Source organism: Castellaniella defragrans, from assembly GCF_014203015.1.
Taxonomy (GTDB): domain Bacteria; phylum Pseudomonadota; class Gammaproteobacteria; order Burkholderiales; family Burkholderiaceae_B; genus Castellaniella; species Castellaniella defragrans.
Window position 1 is genome coordinate 63,840 of sequence record NZ_JACHIB010000012.1, and the last position, 19,464, is coordinate 83,303.

18 protein-coding genes are annotated in these 19,464 nt (G+C 70.1%); 10 read left to right on the forward strand and 8 right to left on the reverse strand.

What is annotated here, in order from left to right; translation table 11 throughout:
• Positions 1-109: 109 nt before the first annotated feature.
• The 3 genes from HNR28_RS10975 to HNR28_RS10985 all read left to right on the forward strand — a co-directional run bounded on the left by HNR28_RS10975 (position 110) and on the right by HNR28_RS10985 (position 2,719).
• A complete protein-coding gene (locus HNR28_RS10975) occupies positions 110-577 on the forward strand; it encodes a Smg family protein (protein ID WP_043679343.1) in 468 nt (155 codons plus the stop codon).
• 80 nt (positions 578-657) lie between these two features.
• Positions 658-1,659, forward strand: a complete 1,002-nt coding sequence (gluQRS, locus tag HNR28_RS10980; RefSeq protein WP_084330440.1) for a tRNA glutamyl-Q(34) synthetase GluQRS — start codon at positions 658-660, stop codon at positions 1,657-1,659.
• Between the two features lie 130 nt (positions 1,660-1,789).
• Positions 1,790-2,719: a 3-hydroxyacyl-CoA dehydrogenase family protein gene (locus HNR28_RS10985; RefSeq protein ID WP_151024348.1), complete on the forward strand. Its 930-nt coding sequence runs from the start codon at positions 1,790-1,792 to the stop codon at positions 2,717-2,719.
• A 25-nt stretch (positions 2,720-2,744) separates the two neighbouring features.
• Here HNR28_RS10985 and HNR28_RS10990 read toward each other — a convergent pair whose 3' ends face one another.
• Positions 2,745-3,785: an AraC family transcriptional regulator gene (locus tag HNR28_RS10990; protein WP_151024349.1), complete on the reverse strand. Its 1,041-nt coding sequence runs from the start codon at positions 3,783-3,785 to the stop codon at positions 2,745-2,747.
• A gap of 182 nt (positions 3,786-3,967) precedes the next feature.
• Here HNR28_RS10990 and fabG point away from each other — a divergent pair, with 182 nt between their 5' ends.
• Positions 3,968-4,708: a 3-oxoacyl-ACP reductase FabG gene (fabG, locus tag HNR28_RS10995; RefSeq protein WP_151024350.1), complete on the forward strand. Its 741-nt coding sequence runs from the start codon at positions 3,968-3,970 to the stop codon at positions 4,706-4,708.
• 1 nt (position 4,709) lies between these two features.
• Positions 4,710-5,501 carry an SDR family oxidoreductase gene (locus HNR28_RS11000; RefSeq protein WP_043679335.1) on the forward strand — a complete coding sequence of 264 codons (792 nt, stop codon included), beginning with the start codon at positions 4,710-4,712 and terminating at the stop codon, positions 5,499-5,501.
• A 132-nt stretch (positions 5,502-5,633) separates the two neighbouring features.
• On the opposite strand, the gene HNR28_RS11005 is transcribed toward HNR28_RS11000, so the two are convergent.
• Genes HNR28_RS11005 through HNR28_RS11030 form a run of 6 tightly spaced genes read right to left on the reverse strand, consistent with a single transcriptional unit; the run spans position 5,634 to position 11,606 of the window.
• Positions 5,634-6,575, reverse strand: a complete 942-nt coding sequence (locus tag HNR28_RS11005; protein ID WP_151024351.1) for a beta-keto acid cleavage family enzyme — start codon at positions 6,573-6,575, stop codon at positions 5,634-5,636.
• A gap of 45 nt (positions 6,576-6,620) precedes the next feature.
• Positions 6,621-7,340 carry an ABC transporter ATP-binding protein gene (locus tag HNR28_RS11010; protein WP_043685443.1) on the reverse strand — a complete coding sequence of 240 codons (720 nt, stop codon included), beginning with the start codon at positions 7,338-7,340 and terminating at the stop codon, positions 6,621-6,623.
• 2 nt (positions 7,341-7,342) lie between these two features.
• A complete protein-coding gene (locus tag HNR28_RS11015; RefSeq protein WP_151024352.1) occupies positions 7,343-8,098 on the reverse strand; it encodes an ABC transporter ATP-binding protein in 756 nt (251 codons plus the stop codon).
• A complete protein-coding gene (locus HNR28_RS11020; RefSeq protein ID WP_151024353.1) occupies positions 8,095-9,390 on the reverse strand; it encodes a branched-chain amino acid ABC transporter permease in 1,296 nt (431 codons plus the stop codon). Before HNR28_RS11020 ends, HNR28_RS11015 begins: the two co-directional genes overlap by 4 nt.
• A 4-nt stretch (positions 9,391-9,394) precedes the next feature.
• Positions 9,395-10,336 carry a branched-chain amino acid ABC transporter permease gene (locus HNR28_RS11025; RefSeq protein ID WP_043679326.1) on the reverse strand — a complete coding sequence of 314 codons (942 nt, stop codon included), beginning with the start codon at positions 10,334-10,336 and terminating at the stop codon, positions 9,395-9,397.
• Positions 10,337-10,361: 25 nt separating this feature from the next.
• On the reverse strand, positions 10,362-11,606 hold the full coding sequence (locus HNR28_RS11030) for a branched-chain amino acid ABC transporter substrate-binding protein (RefSeq protein ID WP_043679324.1): 1,245 nt from the start codon (positions 11,604-11,606) through the stop codon (positions 10,362-10,364).
• Positions 11,607-12,034: 428 nt separating this feature from the next.
• Here HNR28_RS11030 and HNR28_RS11035 point away from each other — a divergent pair, with 428 nt between their 5' ends.
• Positions 12,035-14,755, forward strand: coding sequence for a DNA topoisomerase III (locus HNR28_RS11035; protein ID WP_151024354.1), 2,721 nt, complete (start codon positions 12,035-12,037; stop codon positions 14,753-14,755).
• 62 nt (positions 14,756-14,817) lie between these two features.
• Here the strand turns inward: HNR28_RS11035 and gntR are convergent, their stop codons facing one another.
• On the reverse strand, positions 14,818-15,882 hold the full coding sequence (gene gntR / locus HNR28_RS11040; protein WP_151024355.1) for an HTH-type transcriptional regulator GntR: 1,065 nt from the start codon (positions 15,880-15,882) through the stop codon (positions 14,818-14,820).
• A 165-nt stretch (positions 15,883-16,047) separates the two neighbouring features.
• On the opposite strand from gntR, the gene HNR28_RS11045 reads away from it, so the two are divergent.
• The 4 genes from HNR28_RS11045 to HNR28_RS11060 are packed head-to-tail and all read left to right on the forward strand — an operon-like array spanning position 16,048 to position 19,437.
• On the forward strand, positions 16,048-16,584 hold the full coding sequence (locus HNR28_RS11045; protein ID WP_244978273.1) for a gluconokinase: 537 nt from the start codon (positions 16,048-16,050) through the stop codon (positions 16,582-16,584).
• Complete coding sequence (locus HNR28_RS11050) at positions 16,571-17,065, forward strand: TRAP transporter small permease (RefSeq protein WP_043679315.1); 495 nt, start codon at positions 16,571-16,573, stop codon at positions 17,063-17,065. The genes HNR28_RS11045 and HNR28_RS11050 overlap by 14 nt, the downstream gene beginning before the upstream one ends.
• Positions 17,066-17,075: 10 nt before the next feature.
• Complete coding sequence (locus HNR28_RS11055) at positions 17,076-18,356, forward strand: TRAP transporter large permease (RefSeq protein ID WP_043679312.1); 1,281 nt, start codon at positions 17,076-17,078, stop codon at positions 18,354-18,356.
• 52 nt (positions 18,357-18,408) lie between these two features.
• On the forward strand, positions 18,409-19,437 hold the full coding sequence (locus tag HNR28_RS11060; RefSeq protein WP_043679309.1) for a TRAP transporter substrate-binding protein: 1,029 nt from the start codon (positions 18,409-18,411) through the stop codon (positions 19,435-19,437).
• The last annotated feature ends 27 nt before the right edge of the window (positions 19,438-19,464 follow it).

Below are 19,464 nucleotides of genomic sequence, written 5' to 3' on the forward strand. Positions count from 1 at the left end.
TACGACGATAGGCAAGACGCGCGTCATTCCATGGCATAGTGAATTCCCGCTGGCCCCCATCCGCCCCAAGCCAAGTACACTATCAGGGAATATCGCCTCGCCATCCGCCATGTACGACATCCTGGTTTATCTCTTCGAGAACTACTACACGCCGCAGGCCTGCCCGCGCGCCGAGGTCCTGGCCAGCAAGCTGGCGGCCGCCGGGTTCGAGCACGAAGACATCGACGACGCGCTGAACTGGCTGCGCGACCTGGCCAGCACCACCGAGCGCTGCCTGCCGCTGGCCGTCATGCGCGACGCCCAGCGCGACGCCGCGCGCGTCTACACCGACGAGGAATACGCCGCGCTGGGCACCGAGGCCATCGGCTTCATCAGCTTCCTGGAGAATTCCGGCAGCCTGTCCCCGGTGCTGCGCGAGATCCTGATCGAGGCGGCCCAGGCGGCCGACCACTCGCCGCTGTCCCTGGCCGAGATCAAGGTCCTGGCGCTGATGGTCCTCTGGAGCCAGGAGGCCGAGGTGGACCACCTGGTGTTCGAGGAACTGCTGACCGACGACGAAGGCCGGCAGTCCCACTGAGCCCTCCGTCCCGGACGGCCCAGGCGCCCTGCCGCGCGCCACCGGCCGCCGGCCTTCCGCTCCCGGCCCCCCCGCCCCCGATGACCCAGCCGAACGAATCCGCCGCCCCGCCGGACGCGGCGCGGCCCGCCGCGGCGGCGGGCGGGCCCGCGTACGTGGGCCGCTTCGCGCCCAGCCCCAGCGGCCCCCTGCACGCCGGCTCGCTGGTCGCGGCCCTGGCCAGCTACCTGGACGCCCGCGCGCACCGCGGCCGCTGGCTGCTGCGCATCGAGGACATCGACGAGCCCCGCACCGTGCCCGGCGCCGACCGCGTCATCCTGCGGCAGCTGGAGGCCCTGGGCCTGCGCTGGGACGGCGAGCCCGTGTGGCAGACGCGGCGCCATCCCCTGTACGGGCGCGCGTTCGCCCGGCTGCGGGCCGCCGGGCGCGTCTACGGCTGCGCCTGCGTGCGGCGCGAGCTGCCGCCCGGCCCCTATCCCGGCACCTGCCGGCCGGCCGGCGCGCCACGGGACACACCGCAGGCATCCGCCGCAAACGCCGCTTTGCCGGCCGGCGCACCACCCCACCCCGCGCAGCGCCCCATCCGCAGCTGGCGCTTTCTCGTCGAACCGGGCGTGGAGACCTTCGTGGACCGCTGGCTGGGCCCGCAGTCCCAGGACGTGGCCGCCGAAGTCGGGGACTTCATCGTCCGGCGCGCCGACGGCCTGTGGGCCTATCAGCTGGCCGTGGTGGTGGACGACGGCGAGCAGGGCGTCACCGACGTGGTGCGCGGCGCCGACCTGCTGGATTCCACGGCCCGCCAGCGGCAGCTGGCGCGCGCCCTGGGGCTGACCCCGCCGCGCGTGCTGCACGTGCCGCTGGTCGTGGATGCGCAGGGGCGCAAGCTGTCCAAGCAGAACCACGCGCCCGCGCTGGACGTGTCGCGCCCCCTGGACTGCCTGCGGACGGCCTGGCGGTCCCTGGGATTCGCCGAGCTGCCCGCCGCCACGCCGCAGGCCTTCTGGCCCGAGGCCACCGCGCAATGGGCGCGGCGCTTCGGGGCTGGCGGCCCGCACGGCGCGATGTCCTCTCCGCACCCCTAAATGTCCTCCCGGGATCTTATCGCGCACCGCCCGTCCGCGTAGCATGGCCCGCAACCATACGACCGGAATTGGGCCGGAAGCGGACCGGAGGGACACGGCATTGAAGACACGCGCGCAACGGAAAATCCAGGTGGCCGTCATCGGCGCCGGCCTCATGGGGCGCGGCATCGCCCAGGTGTTCGCGGCGGCCGGCCACGAGACGGCCCTGGGCGACGCGGACGGAGACGTGCTGCGGGCGGCGCCCGGGCACATCGCCCGCAACCTGGAGCAGATGGGCGAGGAGCCCGGCGCGATCCTCGCCAGGCTGCGCCTGCGCGCCTCGCTGGACGAGGCCGTCGCCGGCGCCGGCATCGTCATCGAGGCGGCGCCCGAGCGGATCGAGCTCAAGCAGCGGCTCTTCGCCGACATCGCCGCCGCGGCCCCGCGGTCCGCGATCCTGGCGAGCAACACCTCCGTCATCCCGATCACCCGCATCGGGCAGGACCTCGATCCGCAGGCGCGTTCGCGCCTCGTGGGCACGCACTGGTGGAACCCGCCGCATCTCGTCCCGCTCGTCGAAGTCGTGCGCACCGATCACACGTCCGACGCCGTCTTCGAGGACACCTTCGCGCTCCTGCGGGCGGCCGGGAAATCGCCGGTCAAGGTCCTGCAGGACGTGCCGGGGTTCATCGGCAACCGCCTGCAGCACGCGCTGTGGCGCGAGGCCATCGCCCTCGTCCAGCGCGGGGTGTGCGACGCGCAGACCATCGACCAGGTCGTCAAGCAGAGCTTCGGGATGCGGCTGCCCGTGCTGGGGCCGATGGAGAACGCGGACCTCGTGGGGCTCGAACTGACCCGCGAGGTCCACCGCATCCTCTTTCCCGACCTGGACGGCGGCAAGGAGCCCTCGCCGCTCCTTGGCGAGCTGCTCGGCCGGGGCCACCTGGGCATGCGGACCGGCCGGGGCCTGCGCGCCTGGACGCCCGCGCAGGCCGAGGCGGCGCGGGAGCGGCTGGCGCTGCACCTGATCGCGCTGCGGGCGTCGGCGCCGCCCGCGGACCCGGAGGCCGGGCCGGCGTGAGACCGGGCCGGAGGGCGCGGCCGCGCTAGTCCGGATCCGCGGCCTGCCGGTATTCCCGCGTCGTCTTGCCCGTCCAGCGCTTGAAGGCGCGGCGGAAGTTGGTGGGCTCGGAGAATCCCAGCAGCAGGGCGATGTCGTCGCCGTTCATCTCGGTGGTGCGCACGTATTCCACCGCCAGGGAGGAGCGCACGTCGTCCAGGATCGCCGAAAAGGAGGTGCCTTCCGCGCGCAGGTGCCGCCGCAGGTTGCGCGAGGTCATGCCCAGCTGGGCCGCGATCGCCTCCATGCCGGGGAACTCCCCGGGCCGGCGCAGCAGGCGCTGGTAGACCTCGCCCGCCATGCCCGCCAGGGTCCTGGCGTTGCTGATGAGGCCTTCGCAGGTCTGCTGCAGCACGGCCGCCGTCAGCCGGTGCGCCAGCAGGGGGCGCTGGTCCAGGATGGCCGCATCGTAGTGCAGCTCGCATTGCGCATGGCCGAATTCGCAGGGGCAGCCCAGGAAGCGCTCGTAGATCGCGGCATGGGCGGGCGCCGCGTACGAGAAATACGCCTTGACGGGAAAGCAGGGCCGGCCGAACACGTCCTGCAGATGCGTCACGTGCTGGGTGTACTGCTGCTCGATCAGGAAGCGGCGGATGTCCGGCGATTCGTTGCACACGATCGCATCGGGAAAGGTCCAGACCGCCCGGCCGTCCCGCTCCGCCCACTCGATGGTGAGGGTCGGCGTGGCCAGCGAGTGGTATTTCACGCCCAGCAGGAAGTAATCGCGCATCTGCAGGCACGACATGAGGGCATAGCCGTACATGCCATAGGCGGAGAGATGCAGCCGCGAACCCGTCAGGAACGGCGTGGCGGGGTCGGCCGACAGGGCCAGGGCATTGCCGCAGACTTCCACGTACTGCCGGATCGACGTGAGCGCCGTGGCGTCGTAGATGCGGTTCTCGTCCACCCCGGTGCCCTGCAGGCTGCGCGCCGGCGGAATCCCCTGCTCGGCCAGCACCTCCACCAGGGCGGCGATCTTGTAGGGCGCGTAGATGCGTTCGTTATAGGCGGGCGGGCGGTTTCGCATGGTGAACGGTGTTTCCGATGAAGATATGCGGGCGTCCGGAATCGATCTTATCATCCATCCGGGAGTCGATTACTCTTTCCCGAGGGCCGCGCGCGGCCTGCGCCGGCAGGCCGGGGCAGGCACGGCCATGCGGGCACATCCATACAGGCACATTCCACACAGGTCGGGAGACGAGGATCAGCATGAAACTACAAGGCAAGGTGGCACTGATTACCGGCGCCGCACGCGGAATCGGCGCGGCAACCGCACTCAGGTTCGCCCAGGAAGGCGCCGCCGTCGTCGCGTGCGACGTCCACGAGGACGCCGTGCGGCACACCCTCGACGGCTGCCGCGGCGCCGGGGCGACCGCCATCGGGCTGGCGGCCGACGTCACCGACCGAGCCTGCATGGGACAAGCGGTCGACGCCATCCTGGCGCGGTTCGGCCGGATCGACATCCTGGTGAACAACGCCGGCATCACGCGCGACGCCCGCTTCGAGAAAATGACCGAGGCGCAATTCGACGCCGTGATCGACGTCAACCTGAAAGGCGTCTTCAATGCCGCCCAGGCCGTCGTCCCCGGCATGATCGAACGGGGCAGCGGCGTCATCCTGAACGCCAGCTCCGTGGTCGGACTCTACGGCAACTTCGGCCAGACCAACTACGTGGCCGCCAAATCCGGCGTCATCGGCTTCACCCGGACCTGGTGCCGCGAACTGGGCCCCAAGGGCATCCGGGTGAACGCCGTGGCGCCCGGCTTCATCCAGACGCCCATGCTCGACAGCGTGCCGGACAGCGTGCTGACGCGCATGAGCGAGCAGGTCCCGCTGCGCCGCCTCGGCCAGCCCGAAGAAGTCGCCCATCTCTACGCCTTCCTGGCCAGCGACGAGGCCAGCTACATCAACGGCGCGGTGATCGAGGTCACCGGCGGACTGAGGATCTGACATGTCGATCACCCAACGATTGCGGGTTCCCCCGGGGCTGAAGGTCCTGGTCACCGGCGGCGCCGCCGGCATCGGCGCCGCCATCGCGGAAGGCTTCCTGGAAGCGGGCGCCCGCGTGTACGTCTGCGACATCGATGCGCAGGCGCTGGACGGCTTCCGCCGGCGCCACCCCGCCGCCCTGGGCGCCGTCGCCGACGTCGGCCGGGAAGAGGCCGCCGCGCAGGCGGTGCACGAAGCCGTGCGGGCGATGGACGGCCTGGACGTGCTGGTGAACAATGCCGGCATCGCCGGCCCCACCGGCGGCATCGACGCGCTGGCCACCCCCGACTGGGAGCGCACGGTCGGCACCAACCTGAACAGCCAGTTCTATTTCCTGCGCCATGCCGTCCCTCACCTGAAACGATCCGCACACAGTCCGCACATCGTCGCCATGTCCTCCGTGGCGGGCCGCCTGGGCTATCCCTTCCGCACGCCCTACGCCGCAACGAAATGGGCCGTCGTGGGGCTGATGAAATCCCTGGCGGCGGAGCTCGGCCCCGAAGGCGTCCGCGTCAATGCCGTCCTGCCCGGCGTCGTCGCCGGCCCGCGCATGGACCGCGTCATCGCGGCGCGCGCCCAGGCCCTGGGCCTGGACGAGGCGGCCATGCGGCAGCAGTATCTCGACAGGATCTCCCTGCGCCGCATGGTGTCGGCCGAGGACATCGCCGCGATGGTGCTGTTCCTGTCCACGCCGGCGGCCGCGAACGTCACGGGCCAGGCCATCAGCGTGGACGGCAACGTCGAATACCTGTAATACCGGCAGGCCGACATCCGCTTCCGCAAACCCGCCTCCGCAAGCCCGGGGGCCCGCGGGCCCGGGGCCTGGGCGCGCGCCACCTCGCAGTGCGCCGTCCGGCCCGGCCCCGGAAGCCGGCCCGGACCCGCACTAGAAACCCACGGCGCCGGCCCCCTTCAGCCCCAGCATGTCCCGCACCTCGCGGGGCGTGGCGATCTCCAGCGACAGCTCCTCCAGGATGCGGCGGATCTTGCGCACCTGTTCCGCATTCGAGGGCGCCAGCTCGCCGCGCGACAGGAACAGGCTGTCCTCCAGCCCCACGCGGACGTTCCCGCCCATGACCGCCGACATCGTGGCCAGGGCCATCTGGTGCCGGCCCGCGCCCAGGACGGAAAAGCGGTAGTTCTCCCGGCCGAACAGATGGTCGGCGACGCCGCGCATGTGCGCCAGGTTGGCCGGATCCGCGCCGATGCCGCCCAGCACGCCGAAGATGAACTGGATGAACAGCGGGGCCTGCACCAGCCCCTCGTCCACGAAGTAGGCCAGGTTGTAGAGATGCCCCACGTCGTAGCACTCGAACTCGAAGCGCGTGCCGTGGGCCTGTCCCAGGGTCCGCAGGATGTGCGCGATGTCCTTGAACGAGTTGCGGAAGATCTGATCTTCCATGCCCTCGACGTAGGGCTTTTCCCAGTCGTGCTTCCATTCGCCGATGCGGCGCGCGACGGGATGGATGGAGAAATTCATCGAGCCCATGTTCAGGGAGCACATCTCGGGCCTGGCCTGCAGCGGATACGCCAGGCGCTCGGCCAGGCTCATGCGCGTCGTGCCCCCCGTCGTGATGTTGATGACGGCGTCGGTGGCCGCCTTGATCCGCGGCACGAAACGCGCGAAGACCGCCGGGTCGGGCGTGGGCCGGCCGTCGGCCGGGTCGCGCGCATGCAGGTGCAGGATGGCGGCGCCCGCCTCGGCCGCCTCGACGGCCTGCGCCTCGATCTGTTCCGGCGTCAGGGGCAGGTGCGGCGACATCGACGGCGTATGGATGCCGCCGGTGACGGCGCAGGTGATGATGACCTTGTCATGCTTGCGTTTCATGTTTCCGTTTCCATGCATCTGCGCGGCCCCGCGGGGCCGCAAGGTTCAAACCGCCAGCCATTGCGCGAGCAGTTCGTCATTTCCGGCGATCTCCTGCGGCGCGCCCTCGCGCACGATCCGGCCATGGCCCATCACGCACATGCGCGTGGACACGCGCAGCGCGATGGTCAGCTTCTGCTCCACCAGGACGACCGACACGCCCCGCCGGTGGATGTCCTGGATGCAGTCGCTGACCGCGGCGACGATCTGCGGCGCCAGGCCCTCGGTGGGCTCGTCGATCAGCAGCACCCGCGGGTTCCCGAGCAGCGACCGGCAGATCGTCAGCATCTGCTGCTCGCCGCCGGACAGGCTGCCCGCCAGGGTGCCGCGCCGTTCCTTCAGGCGGGGGAAATAGTCGAACATCTGCGCCACGGTCCAGGCGGGCACGCCCTCGGGGCAGGGCTGCTCGCCCATGCGCAGGTTCTCGTCGACCGTCAGGTTGGCGAACACTTCGCGCGCCTCCGGCACGTAGGCGATCCCGGCGCGCGCGATCTCGTAGGGCCGCCGCCCGGCCAGGGCGCGGCCGCCGAGCGCGACCTCGCCCGACGAGGGCGGCAGCAGCCCCATGATGGCCTTCAGCGTGGTGGACCGGCCCGAACCGTTGCGTCCGACCAGGCCGACGACCTCGCGCGGCCGCACGTCGAAGCTCACGCCGCGCAGGACGTGGCTCTTGCCGTAGTGCGCATGCAGGTCCCGGACGCTCAGCAGCGGCGTTTCCGTCGTCATGATCATGTCGTGGCCTCCTCGCCCAGATAGGCTTCCCTGACCCGGGGATCCGCGCGGATCTCCTCCGGCGTGCCGCTGGCGATCACCTCGCCGTAGACCAGCACGCTGATGCGGTCGCTGAGCGCGAACACGACCTCCATGTCGTGCTCCACGATCAGCAGGGCGCGCCCCTCCGTCACCTCGCGGATGAGCGCCGTGGTGTAGCCCGTCTCCTCGCGCGACATGCCCGCCATGGGCTCGTCGAGCAGGATGATGCGGGGGTCCGACGCCAGCGTCATGGCGATTTCCAGCGAGCGCTGCTCGGAGTAGGACAGCTCCCCCGCCGCGGTGGCCGCCCGATGGGACAGCCGGACGCTTTCGAGCAGGGACTCGCTGCGCTCCCGCACGGGGCCGTTGCGGTCGATCAGACGCCAGAAGCAGTATTGCAGGCCGTGCGACCGCATCACCGCCAGGCGGATGTTCTCGAAGACCGTCAATTGCGGAAAGAGATTGGTGATCTGGAACGACCGCGCCAGGCCGAGCCGGTTGACGGCCTGCGGACTGTGTCCGGCGATGGACCGGCCCGCCAGCCGGATTCCGCCCGCGCTCGGGCGCAGCTGGCCGGAAATGAGATGGAACAGCGTCGATTTGCCGGCCCCGTTGGGGCCGATGACCGCATGCCGTTCGTGCGCGCCCACCTCCAGGCTGACGCCGCGGATGATCTCCACCGGGCCGAAGGACTTGCGCACGCCGTCGAGGACGAGGACGGAAGGATTCATGTCGGCCTCCGTTCGGCCATGGCGCCGGCCAGCGGATCCTGCTGCGCGGGCGCCGCATCGCGCAGGCGGCCGGCGGCGGCCGAGGCCGCCCGCCAGCAGAGCCAGCCCAGCGCGGCGAGCGCCGCGGGCACCAGCCAGGTCAGCACGCCCGTGGGCGACCACTCCCGGCCGAACAGGGCGATCGCGGGCCATTCCCAGGCGCCCGCCGCCCGGGCCAGGCTGCGGTAGTCCTGCGAGAAGAGCCGCTGCAGCAGTTCCGTGAGGAACACCGCGGCGGCGGCGCAGCCGGCGCCGGCCAGCAGGTAGAGGCCCGCCGCGGGCGCCACCGCCCGCAGGCCGTAGCGCTTCGCAAAGCCGCCGGCCAGTTCCAGCAGGCCCGCCAGCCCCGTGGGCATGAACATGATGACGAGGACGAACAGCGCCCCCTGGTACAGCAGCCAGGACTGCGTCAGGTCCGAGACCGCGTAGCCGAAGAAGGTCACCAGCGCCGCCCCCAGGGCCGGCCCCAGGAACGCGTGGACGCCGCCGATGTAGGTGTTCAGCACGACGGCGGCCGACAACGAGGTGTCGAACACGACGTAGTTGGCCGATTCGTTGCTCAGGACCTGGAGGCCGCCGGCGATGCCGGAGAACATGCCCGACAGGGCGAAGACCAGCACGCCGATGCAGTGCACGTCGTAGCCGAGGAAGCGCAGGCGATGGCCGTTCTCGCGCAGCCCCAGGGCGAGGCGCCCGAGGGGCGTGCGGGTCAGCAGGTACAGCAGCGCCAGGCTCGCCAGGACCCAGGCGAGCGTCAGGTAGTAGACCTCCGCGATCGAGCCGAACGAGAGGCCCCAGGCCGGCATGCGCATCGACGAGATGCCGGCCTCGCCGCCGAAGACGCTCCGCAACTGCGGCGCGAGGGCGTGCAGCAGCTCGGCGATCGCCAGCGTGATCATGGCGAAGTACGCCCCCGTGCGCTGGGTCGAGAACCAGCCCGCCGCCAGGCCGGCCAGCAGGCCGCCCGCCGCCCCGATCAGCGGCATCCACGGCGTGGGCAGCAGCCCCGTTCCCCCCAGCGCGTTCATGGCGTGGATGGTGGCGAAGGCGCCCACCCCGAAATAGGCGGAATGGCCGAAGGACAGCATGCCGGCATGGCCGCACAGCAGGTTGTAGGCGCAGGCGAACAGCGCGGCGATCAGCATGGAGATCGCCGCGTTCACCAGGCCGTCCGGCAGCGCCAGCGGCACCGCGGCCAGCGCCGCCACGCCGGCACAGAGCAGAATCACGCGGGTTTTCAGGTGCGTTTCCATGCATTCACTCCTTCTCGCCCATGAGCCCGCTCGGGCGCACGAGAAGCACCAGCAGCATCAGGGCGAACGGCAGGCTCGCGGCCAGGCTGGACACTTTCAGGGCCAGCAGCCCGCCGGCCTCCTGGGCGAACCCTCCGAGGCCCGCCCAGGCCAGCAGGTCGGCGGGCGTGGCGTCGATGCCCACCGCCACCGAGGTCACCACGCCGATGAGCAGCGACGCCAGCATCGCGCCCTCCAGCGAGCCGAGGCCGCCGATCACCACCACCACGAACACCAGCACGCCCAGTTCCAGCGCCATGTTCGGGCTGGTGGTGTAGAAGGCGCCGGCCACTGCGCCCGCCAGCCCGGCCATGGCGGCCCCCACGCCGAAGACGCCCATGAAGACGCGCGGCACGTTGTGGCCCAGCGCCTCGGCCATCTCCGGCCTGTGGATGGCCGAGCGCACGATGATCCCCACCCGCGTGCGCGACAGCAGCAGGTAGATCACCGCGAACATGCCGATGGCCACGATGCCCATGAAGAGGCGGTAGGCCGGGTAGTCCAGGCCGCCCAGCGTGAAGGCCGCGAAATCCAGGGCCGCCGGCACGCGGTAGTTCACGGGATAGTTGCCGAAGAACAGCTTGATCAGCTCCACGATGATGAACGACAGGCCGAAGGTGATCAGCAGCTCGTGAGCATGCCCGTGCCGGTGCACGCGCCGCAGCATGTGGCGCTCGACCAGGATGCCGATGCCCGCGACCAGCAGGGGCGACACGACGATCGCCGGCCAGAAGCCGGTCAGGTCCTGCAAGGCATAGGCGAAATAGGCGCCCAGCATGTAGAACGAGGCGTGTGCGAAGTTGAGGATGCCCATCATGCCGAAGATGAGCGTCAGTCCGGCCGACACCATGAACAGGAGCAGGCCGTAGACGACGCCATTCAGCAGCGGGGTTGCGAGATGTTCCATGACGTCCCCCTGGTTGCGGCGGCGGTCAGTCGGGCCGCTGCATCCGGCACGCGGCCTGGGCGGGCACGGCGGCCTCCTGCGCGGTGAACCGCTTCACCGGCTTGAAACCCAGGTCCGTGCCGTCCGCCTTGTAGCGCGCCTCGCGCGACACGACCGACACGGCCAGCGGCAGCAGGGCCTGGTGATCCTGCGCCCGCATGCTGAGGGTGCCCATGGGGGTTTCGACCGAGGCCTGCTCGATCTGCAGCGCCAGCTGGCGCACGTCCAGCGTGCCGTCGCCGGCCGGCACGCGCTTCAGCGCCTGGCCCACCAGCAGCATCCCGAAGACCGTCTGCGGCTCGATGAAGGTCGGCGCATGGCCCGTCCTGGCCTCGTAGTCCCGCACGAACGCCTCGCCCGCCGCGCCGGCCGCCTCGGCATTGAAGGTCTGCGCGACATAGCCGCCCAGCGCCACCTCGCCCGCATTGGCGATGTTGCCGGGCTGGTCCAGGTAGACCGTGCCGAAGCGCGCCTTGAGGCCGGCCGCCCTGGCGGCCTTCATGAGCAGCAGCAGGTCGCTGCCCCAGTTGCCCGTCATCACCGTATCCGCCTGCGCGGCCGCGATCTTGTTCACGTAGGGGGAAAAATCCTGGATCTTGCCGACGTCGTGCAGGGTTTTCTCGACCACGGTATAGCCGCCGGCCGCCGCGGCGTCCACGATGGCCTGCTCCATGTCCTGCCCCCAGGAATAGTTCTGGTCGATCGCATAGACGCGGGCGCCCAGGGCTCCGTCCTGCTTCATGCCGGCCACCAGCGCCCCGACCCGCATCGGTGCGTTGCCGGCGACGCGGAAGTGATAGAACTGGCACTTGTCGCCGGTGAGCGACTGCGCCTCGGCGCCCACGTTCAGATAGATCAGCTCGCGCCCGCGGTTGCGCAGGTTCCACTTGCGGACGTCCTCGGTGATCTGTCCGCCGATGGCGGAGGAGGCGCCCTGGACGACGATCTTCGCGCCGTCGGAGATGGCTGCCTTCAGCTTGTCGGCCGCGCCCGCCGGGCCGCCCTGGTTGTCGTATTCCAGCAGTTCCAGCGGCTGCCCGTGCCAGCCGCCCTCGGCGTTGATGCGGTCCACCGCGTAGCGCACGGCGGAGCGGTAGCTCAGGCCCGTCGAGGCCTGCGGGCCGGACAGCGTCTCCACGAGGGCGATCTTGACGGGTGCGGCCGCCGCCAGCGCCGACGCGAACAGCAGGCCGGGCAGCAGCGCCATCTTCAGCACAGAATGGGATTTCATGAGGGTCTCCTCCATGAGAGCGATCGGCCGGCGCGTCCGTACGCACCGGCTGAAAGGCATGTTAGAGACCGCCTCCGACCCATTACAGGTCCATTCAGGACATCACCGTATCCTTGCCGGACATGCAGGCCTATGGCTTACCCTAATGCCGGAGGACCTTGGCGCGCCCGTTGCAGCGCTTCGTCCAGCGCCTGGGGGCGCCGCCCCGCGCGGCATCGGCGAAACCGTGTCCGGGCCGGTGCCGGGACAGGAATCCGGCGCCGCCGGACCGGCGCGGCGGGGTGTGGATGGGAGAGTGGACGGAGGGTGGACGAGGGGTGGACGAGGGGTGGACGAGGGGCGCGGCCGGGCCCGCCGCTTGCATGCTAAGGTGCCCCCTCGTATGATCCGCGCTATCGTGGTCGCAAAACGGCCGCCACTGGAACCTCATGACCAAAACTCTGATTATTGCTGAAAAGCCCTCGGTCGCCCTGGACATTTCCCGGGCGCTCGGCGGCTTCACCCGGGAAGGCGACTACTTTGAAAGCGAGCAGTACGTGCTGTCCTCCAGCGTCGGCCACCTGCTCAGCCTGGTGGCGCCCAACGACCCGGTGCGCGGCAAATGGAGTTTCACCCACCTGCCGGTCATCCCGCCCCAGTTCGAGCTGGGCCCGACCGACAAGCGCTCCGCCGAGCGGCTGAAGCTGCTGGTCCGGCTGCTCAAGCGCAAGGACGTCGGCGCCGTCATCAACGCCTGCGACGCGGGCCGCGAGGGCGAGCTGATCTTCCGCTACATCATCCAGTATTCCGGGGTGAAGAAGCCCATCCAGCGCCTGTGGCTCCGGTCCATGACCCAGGCCGCCATCCGCGAGGCCTTCGCCAACCTGCGCGACGACGCGACCATGAAGCCGCTGGAGGCGGCCGCCCGCTCCCGCGCCGAGGCCGACTGGCTGGTGGGCATCAACGGCACCCGCGCCATGACGGCCTTCAACAGCAAGGACGGCGGCTTCTTCAAGACTCCGGTGGGCCGCGTCCAGACCCCCACCCTGGCGATCGTGATGGAGCGCGAGGACCGCATCCGCGGCTTCGTGTCGCGCGACTACTGGGAAGTCCACGCCACCTTCGTCGCCGCCGCCGGCCTCTACGAGGGCCGCTGGTTCGACCCGGCTTTCAAGAAAAACGAACAGGATACCGAGGCCCGCGATTCGCGCCTGTGGTCCGCATCCGCCGCCCAGACCATCGTGGCCGCCTGCCGCGACCAGCCGGGCAGCGTGACCGAGGAATCCAAGCCCAGCACGCAGATGTCCCCGGCCCTGTTCGACCTGACCACCCTGCAGCGCGAGGCCAACTCGCGCTTCGGCTTTTCCGCCAAGACCACGCTGTCGCTGGCCCAGTCGCTGTACGAGCGCCACAAGGCCCTGACCTACCCGCGTACGGATTCCCGCTACCTGCCGCAGGACTACGTCGGCACCGTGCAGCAGACCATGCGCGTGCTGGCCGACAGCGAATCGGGCGCGGCCCGCTCCGTCAAGCCCTACGCCGCCCAGGTCGTGAAGCAGGACTGGGTCAAGCCCAACCGGCGCATCTTCGACGACAAGAAGATCTCCGACCACTTCGCCATCATCCCCACCCTGCAGGTGCCGCGCGAGCTGAGCGACGCCGAATTCAAGATCTACGAGCTGGTGACGCGCCGCTTCCTGGCGGTGTTCTTCCCGGCGGCCGAATTCCGCGTCACGACCCGCATCACCCAGGTCTCCGGCCACCATTTCAAGACCGAGGGCAAGGTGCTGGTCCACCCCGGCTGGCTCGCCATCTACGGCCGCGAGACGCAGGGCGAGGACGCCTCGCTGGTGCCCGTGGCCGACGGCGAGCGCGTGCGCACCGAGGACATCGAGGCGCGCGCGCTGGTCACCAAGCCCCCCGCCCGCTTCAACGAAGCCACGCTGCTGTCGGCCATGGAAGGCGCCGGCAAGCTGGTGGACGACGAGGCCCTGCGCGAGGCCATGTCCGAGCGCGGCCTGGGCACCCCGGCCACGCGCGCGGCCATCATCGAAGGCCTGCTCAACGAAGGCTACCTGCGCCGCGAGGGCCGCGACCTGATCCCCAGCGCCAAGGCCCGCCAGCTGATGACGCTGCTCGCCGGCCTGGGGGTGAACGAACTCACCTCGCCGGAGCTCACCGGCGAATGGGAGCACCAGCTCAAGCTCATCGAGCAGCGCAAGCTCGACCGCGAGTCCTTCATGCGCGAGATCGCCCAGATGACCCAGGTGATCGTCAAGCGCGCCAAGGAATACGAACGCGACACCGTGCCCGGCGACTACGCCACCCTGCGGACTCCCTGCCCCAAATGCGGCGGCGTGGTGAAGGAAAACTACCGCCGCTACGCCTGCACGTCCTGCGACTTCTCTATCGGCAAGCACCCGGGCGGGCGCACCTTCGAGATCGCCGAGGTCGAGGAACTGCTGGAAAAACGCACGCTGGGCCCGCTGACCGGCTTCATCAGCAAGATGGGCCGGCCCTTCGCCGCCGTGCTGCGCATCACCGACGAATACAAGCTGGAATTCGACTTCGGCCAGCGCGAGGACGAGGACGCCGAGCCCGTGGACTTCTCCGGCCACACCCCGCTGGGCGCCTGCCCGAAGTGCGGCGGCCGCGTCTTCGAGTACGGCATGAACTACGTCTGCGAGCACGCCGTGGGGCCGGACAAGCGCTGCGACTTCCGCAGCGGCAAGGTCATCCTGCAGCAGGAGATCCCCGCCGCGCAGATGAGCAAGCTGCTCGCCACCGGCAAGACCGACCTGCTCGACGGCTTCGTGTCCAGCCGCACCAACCGCAAGTTCAAGGCCTTCCTGGTGCGCCAGGCCGACGGCAAGGTCGGCTTCGAGTTCGAGCCGCGTCCGGCCAAGGCGGGCGCCAAGACCGCCGGCAAGACCGCCGCCAAGGCCGCGCCCGCGACCCAGGCGGCGGCGAAAACGGCGACGAAGACCGCCACGAAAACGGCGACGAAGACCGCGTCCAAGGCCGCCGCCAAGCCCGCGGCGAAGACGGCCGCGAAAACGGCGGCCAAGAAAGCCGCCGTGAAGAAGACCGCGGCGAAGACGGCCGCCAAGAAAGCCGCGCCCCGCGCCGCCCAGGCCGACGCCCACGACGACGACGGCCCGGCCTTCTGAATGGCCCGCGCCGGCGGCCGGGCACCGGCCCGGCGGGCAGTGCGGGCGGGACGCCGGCCGCGCTAGCTGCTGGCGCGGACCTTCAGCTCGAAGCCCAGGTCGACGACGGGCGCGTCCACCGGCTCGCCGCGCATCAGCCGCAGCAGCATCCGCGCCGCCGCGTCGCCGACTTCCCGGCGCGGCGTGCGCAGGCTCGTCAGCGCGGGCAGCATCTGCGCATTGCCCGGCAGATCGTTGAAGCCCACCACGCTGACCCGGCCGGGCACCGGGACGCCCAGGCGCAGCGCTTCCAGCAGCCCGCCGTGGGCCAGGTCGTCGTTGCAGAAGAACACCGCGTCCAGGTCCGGGTGCGTCTCCACTAGGCGGCGGAAGGCCTCCGCCCCCAGGGCGGCCGACGAGGGCCGGGGATCGAGGATCTCCAGCCGGGGATCGTGGCAGCCCGCCGCCCGCAGGACGCCGCGGAAGCCCTCGGCGCGCTCCAGCGTGCGCGGGTCCAGCTGGGCGCCGACGAAGGCGATGCGCCGCCGCCCCCGCTCCAGCAGGTGGCGGGCCACGGCCTGCGCCGCCCCGGTCTGGGAAAAGCCGACGCAATGCACGCCCGGCTCGCCGCTCAGTTCCATCACGTGCACGCACGGCGTGCGGCTGGCCTCGATCAGGCGGCGCTGGGCCTCGCTGCGGTCGAAGCCGGTCAGGATCAGGCCCGCCGGCCGGTGCGACAGGTAGCTGTCGAGCAGGGCGGCCTCGCGCTCGGGGCGGTACTGGGTGATCCCGACGAAGATCGGATAGCCGGCTTCCCACATCACGTCCTGCACGGCTTCCAGCAGTTCGGTGAACAGGGTGTTGGACAGCAGCGGGATCAGCACCACGACGTGGCTGCTCTTGGCCGAGGCGAGCGCGCGCGCCGACGGGTCGGGGCGGTAGCCGAGCCGCTCCACGGCGGCCCGCACCCGTTCGGCCAGTTCCGGGCGCACGGTCGTCTTGCCCGCCACCACGCGCGACGCCGTGATGGGGCTGACGCCGGCCAGGGCCGCCACGTCGGCCAGCGTCACCCGGCCGGTGGCCCGGCTGCGGCCCCGGGGCCCGGCCGTCCGGGCGCCGGGGCCGCCGTCGGAGGAAGAATCTTTCATACAGGAATTCCCTAATGTCGGCCGCAACGAGATAGCGCTATCTTTGCGTCTCACCCGCCTCGGGAAGATCGGCCGGCACAGGCCCGGCCCGACGTTCCGGGCATCATTGTACGTAAGGGCGGTTTTTTTTCAATGCAAAAGATAGCGCTATCTTCTCCCGCCGGAATGCCCGACGCACCCGCCTGCCCGCCCCGCGCGGTGGTCGTGATGGGCGTCTCCGGCAGCGGCAAATCCACCGTCGGCGAGATGCTGGCGCGGCGCCAGGGCTGGGCCTTCGTCGAGGGCGATGCCTTCCACAGCGAAGGCAACCACGCGAAGATGCGCGCCGGCGTCCCGCTGACCGACGAGGACCGGGCGTCCTGGCTGGAAGCGCTGGGGCGGGAACTGGCGCGCCAGGGCGCCGGCGGCGTGGTCCTCAGCTGCTCGGCCCTGAAGCGGGCCTACCGCCGCCGGCTGCGCGCGCACGTGCCCGGCCTGGCCTTCATCTGGCTGGAAGTCGGCCGCGACGCGGCCCACCGGCGCGTCGCCGGCCGCGGCGACCGCCATTTCTTTCCCGCCACCCTGATCGACAGCCAGTTCGCCACGCTGGAGCCGCCCCACGACGAGGCCGGCCTGCTGCACCTGGACAGCGAACGCCCCCTGGAAGAAATCCTCGAACGCGCCGCCGAATGGCTGCAAAGGAATCCCCATGCACACTCCTGACACCGCCGCCGGCGCGCCGCGCAAGCCCCTGATCCGCAAGGCCGCCGAAGCCTTCATGGCGATCACCCTGGCCCTCATGGTGGTCGCCGTGTTCAGCAACGTCGTGCTGCGCTACGCCTTCGGCACGGGCCTGGTGATCTACGAGGAGTTGTCCCGCCTGCTGTTCGTCTGGCTGGTCTGCATGGGCACCGTCGTCACCGCCCACGAGAAGCGGCATCTGAGCTTCGACCTGCTGGTGGATCGGGTGGGGCCGCGCACGCGCGCCGCGATGGACGCGCTGGCCACCCTGGTCGCCGCGGTCGTCCTGGGCATGGTCGTCAAGGGCGCCTGGGATCAGGTGATCGCCGGCTTGCACAGCTACAGCCCCGTCATCGGCTATCCCCTGGCGATCGCCGCGGCCGCCACCCTGTTCATGGCCGCCGCCATGGAAGTCCTGCTCTTCAAGCAGGCCGTCCTGGACCGCCGCCGCAATCGAACCTAGGAGTTCCGGCATGGACACCACCCTGATCTTCCTCGCCGTCCTGTTCGCCTCCATGGCGATCGGCATCCCCATCGCCGTCTCCCTGCTGGTCTCGGGCGTGGCCCTGATGTGGCACCTGGACTTCTTCAACACCCAGCTGCTGGCGCAGAACCTGCAGGCCGGCTTCGACAATTTTCCCCTGCTGGCGGTGCCCTTCTTCATCCTGGCGGGCGAACTGATGAACGTGGGCGGCCTGAGCCAGCGCATCATCGACATGGCGCGCGCCTTCGTCGGCCACATCCCGGGCGGCCTGGGCTACGTCGCCGTATTCGCCTCGGTGCTGCTCGCTTCGATGAGCGGTTCGGCCATCGCCGACACCGCCGCGCTGGCCACCATCCTGCTGCCCATGATGCGCCAGCAGAACTACCCGATGGACTACAGCACGGGCCTGCTGGCCTCGGGCGGCATCATCGGTCCCATCATCCCGCCGTCGCTGCCCTTCATCATCTACGGCGTGACCACCAACACCTCGATCAGCAAGCTGTTCATCAGCGGCGTGGTCCCCGGCATCCTGATGGGCGGCGCGCTGCTGCTGGCCTGGCGCGTGGTCGCGCGCCGCCGCCAGCTGCCTACGGCCCCGCGCGCCACGCGGGCCGAACGCCGCCGCGTCGTGGCCGACAGCACCTGGGCCATCTTCATGCCGGTCATCATCCTGGGCGGCATCCGCTTCGGCGTCTTCACCCCCACCGAGGCCGCGGTGGTGGCCGCCGTCTACGCCTTCCTGGTGTCGAAGTTCATCTACCGCGCGCTCTCCTGGCAAGCCACCTACGACGTGCTGGTGGCCTCCAGCATCACCACGGCGGTGGTCATGTTCCTGTGCGGCGCCGCGACCGTGGCCGCCTACATGATCACCCTGGCCGACCTGCCCAACCAGTTGGCCGAGCTGTTCCAGCCCATCCTGGCGCACCCCACGCTGTTCATGGCCTGCATGGTGGTCTTCCTGCTGCTGGTGGGCACGTCCATGGACCTGACGCCCATCATTCTGATCTTCGCCCCCGTCTGCCTGCCCCTGGCGCTGAAGGCGCACATCGATCCGATCTATTTCGGCTTCATGTTCGTGTTCACGGGCTGCCTGGGCCTGATCACGCCGCCCGTGGGCACCGTGCTCAACGTCGCCGCCGGCGTGGGCGGCGTGAAGATGGAATCCGTCGTCAAGGGCGTCGCGCCCTTCCTGCTGGTCTATGCGCTGCTGCTGGTCCTGCTGGTGGCCTTTCCCCAGATCGTCACCGCCCCGGTCCGCTGGCTGGGCTGAGGCATACAACACCCGCCTCCACCCGGCGGACATTTCACCAAGGAGAATCCCCATGAAACTGAAAGCCCTGTTCCTGGCCGCCACCCTGGCGGCCGGCGCAATGGCCCCCCAGGCCCAGGCCGCCGACATCCAGACCCGCCTGATCCGCTTCGGCTACGGCCTGAACCAGGATTCCAACCAGGGGCGCGCCGTCCAGGTGTTCGCCGACGAGGTCGCCAAGCTGTCGGGCGGCAAGATGAAGATCCGCGCCATCGGCGCGGCCGCGCTGGGCTCGGACATCCAGATGCAGCAGGCGCTGATCGGCGGCGCCCAGGAAATGATGGTGGGCTCCACCGCCACCCTGGTGGGCATCACCCCCGAAATGGCGATGTGGGACACGCCCTTCCTGTTCAATTCCGGCGAGGAGGCCGACAAGATCCTCGACGGCCGGGCGGGCCAGATGCTGATGGAAAAGCTGAGCGACAAGGGGCTGGTCGGCCTGGTCTACTGGGAGAACGGTTTCCGCAACCTGACCAACAGCCAGAAGCCCGTGACCCGCGTGGAGGACTTCGGCGGCCTGAAGCTGCGCGTCATGCAGAACACCGTGTTCCTGGACACCTTCCAGCGCCTGGGCGCCAACGCCATTCCGCTGCCCTTCTCGGAACTGTTCACCGCGCTGGAGACGAAGACGGTGGACGGCCAGGAAAATCCCTACAACACCATCCTGTCGAGCAAGTTCTACGAGGTCCAGAAATACCTGAGCATCACCAACCACGTCTACAGTCCCTGGATCGTCACGGCCAGCAAGAAGTGGTGGGACGGCCTGAGCGCCGACGAGCGCGACGTGCTGCTCAAGGCCGCCGTCGTCAGCCGCGACTTCGAGCGCAAGGACACCCGGGCGGAAGCCGACAAGGCCCTGGCGCAGCTGAAGGCCGACGGCATGCAGATCAACGAGGTCGCGCCCGCGGAGATCGAGCGCATGCGCGAGACGATCAAGCCCGTCAACGAGCAGATCAAGCAGAACGTCGGCCCCGCCGTCTGGCAGGCGGTGCAGAACCAGCTGAAGGCGATTCGCCAAGGTACGGACCTGGCGCGCAACTGAGCCCGCCAGCCGTTCCCCCCGGGGGGG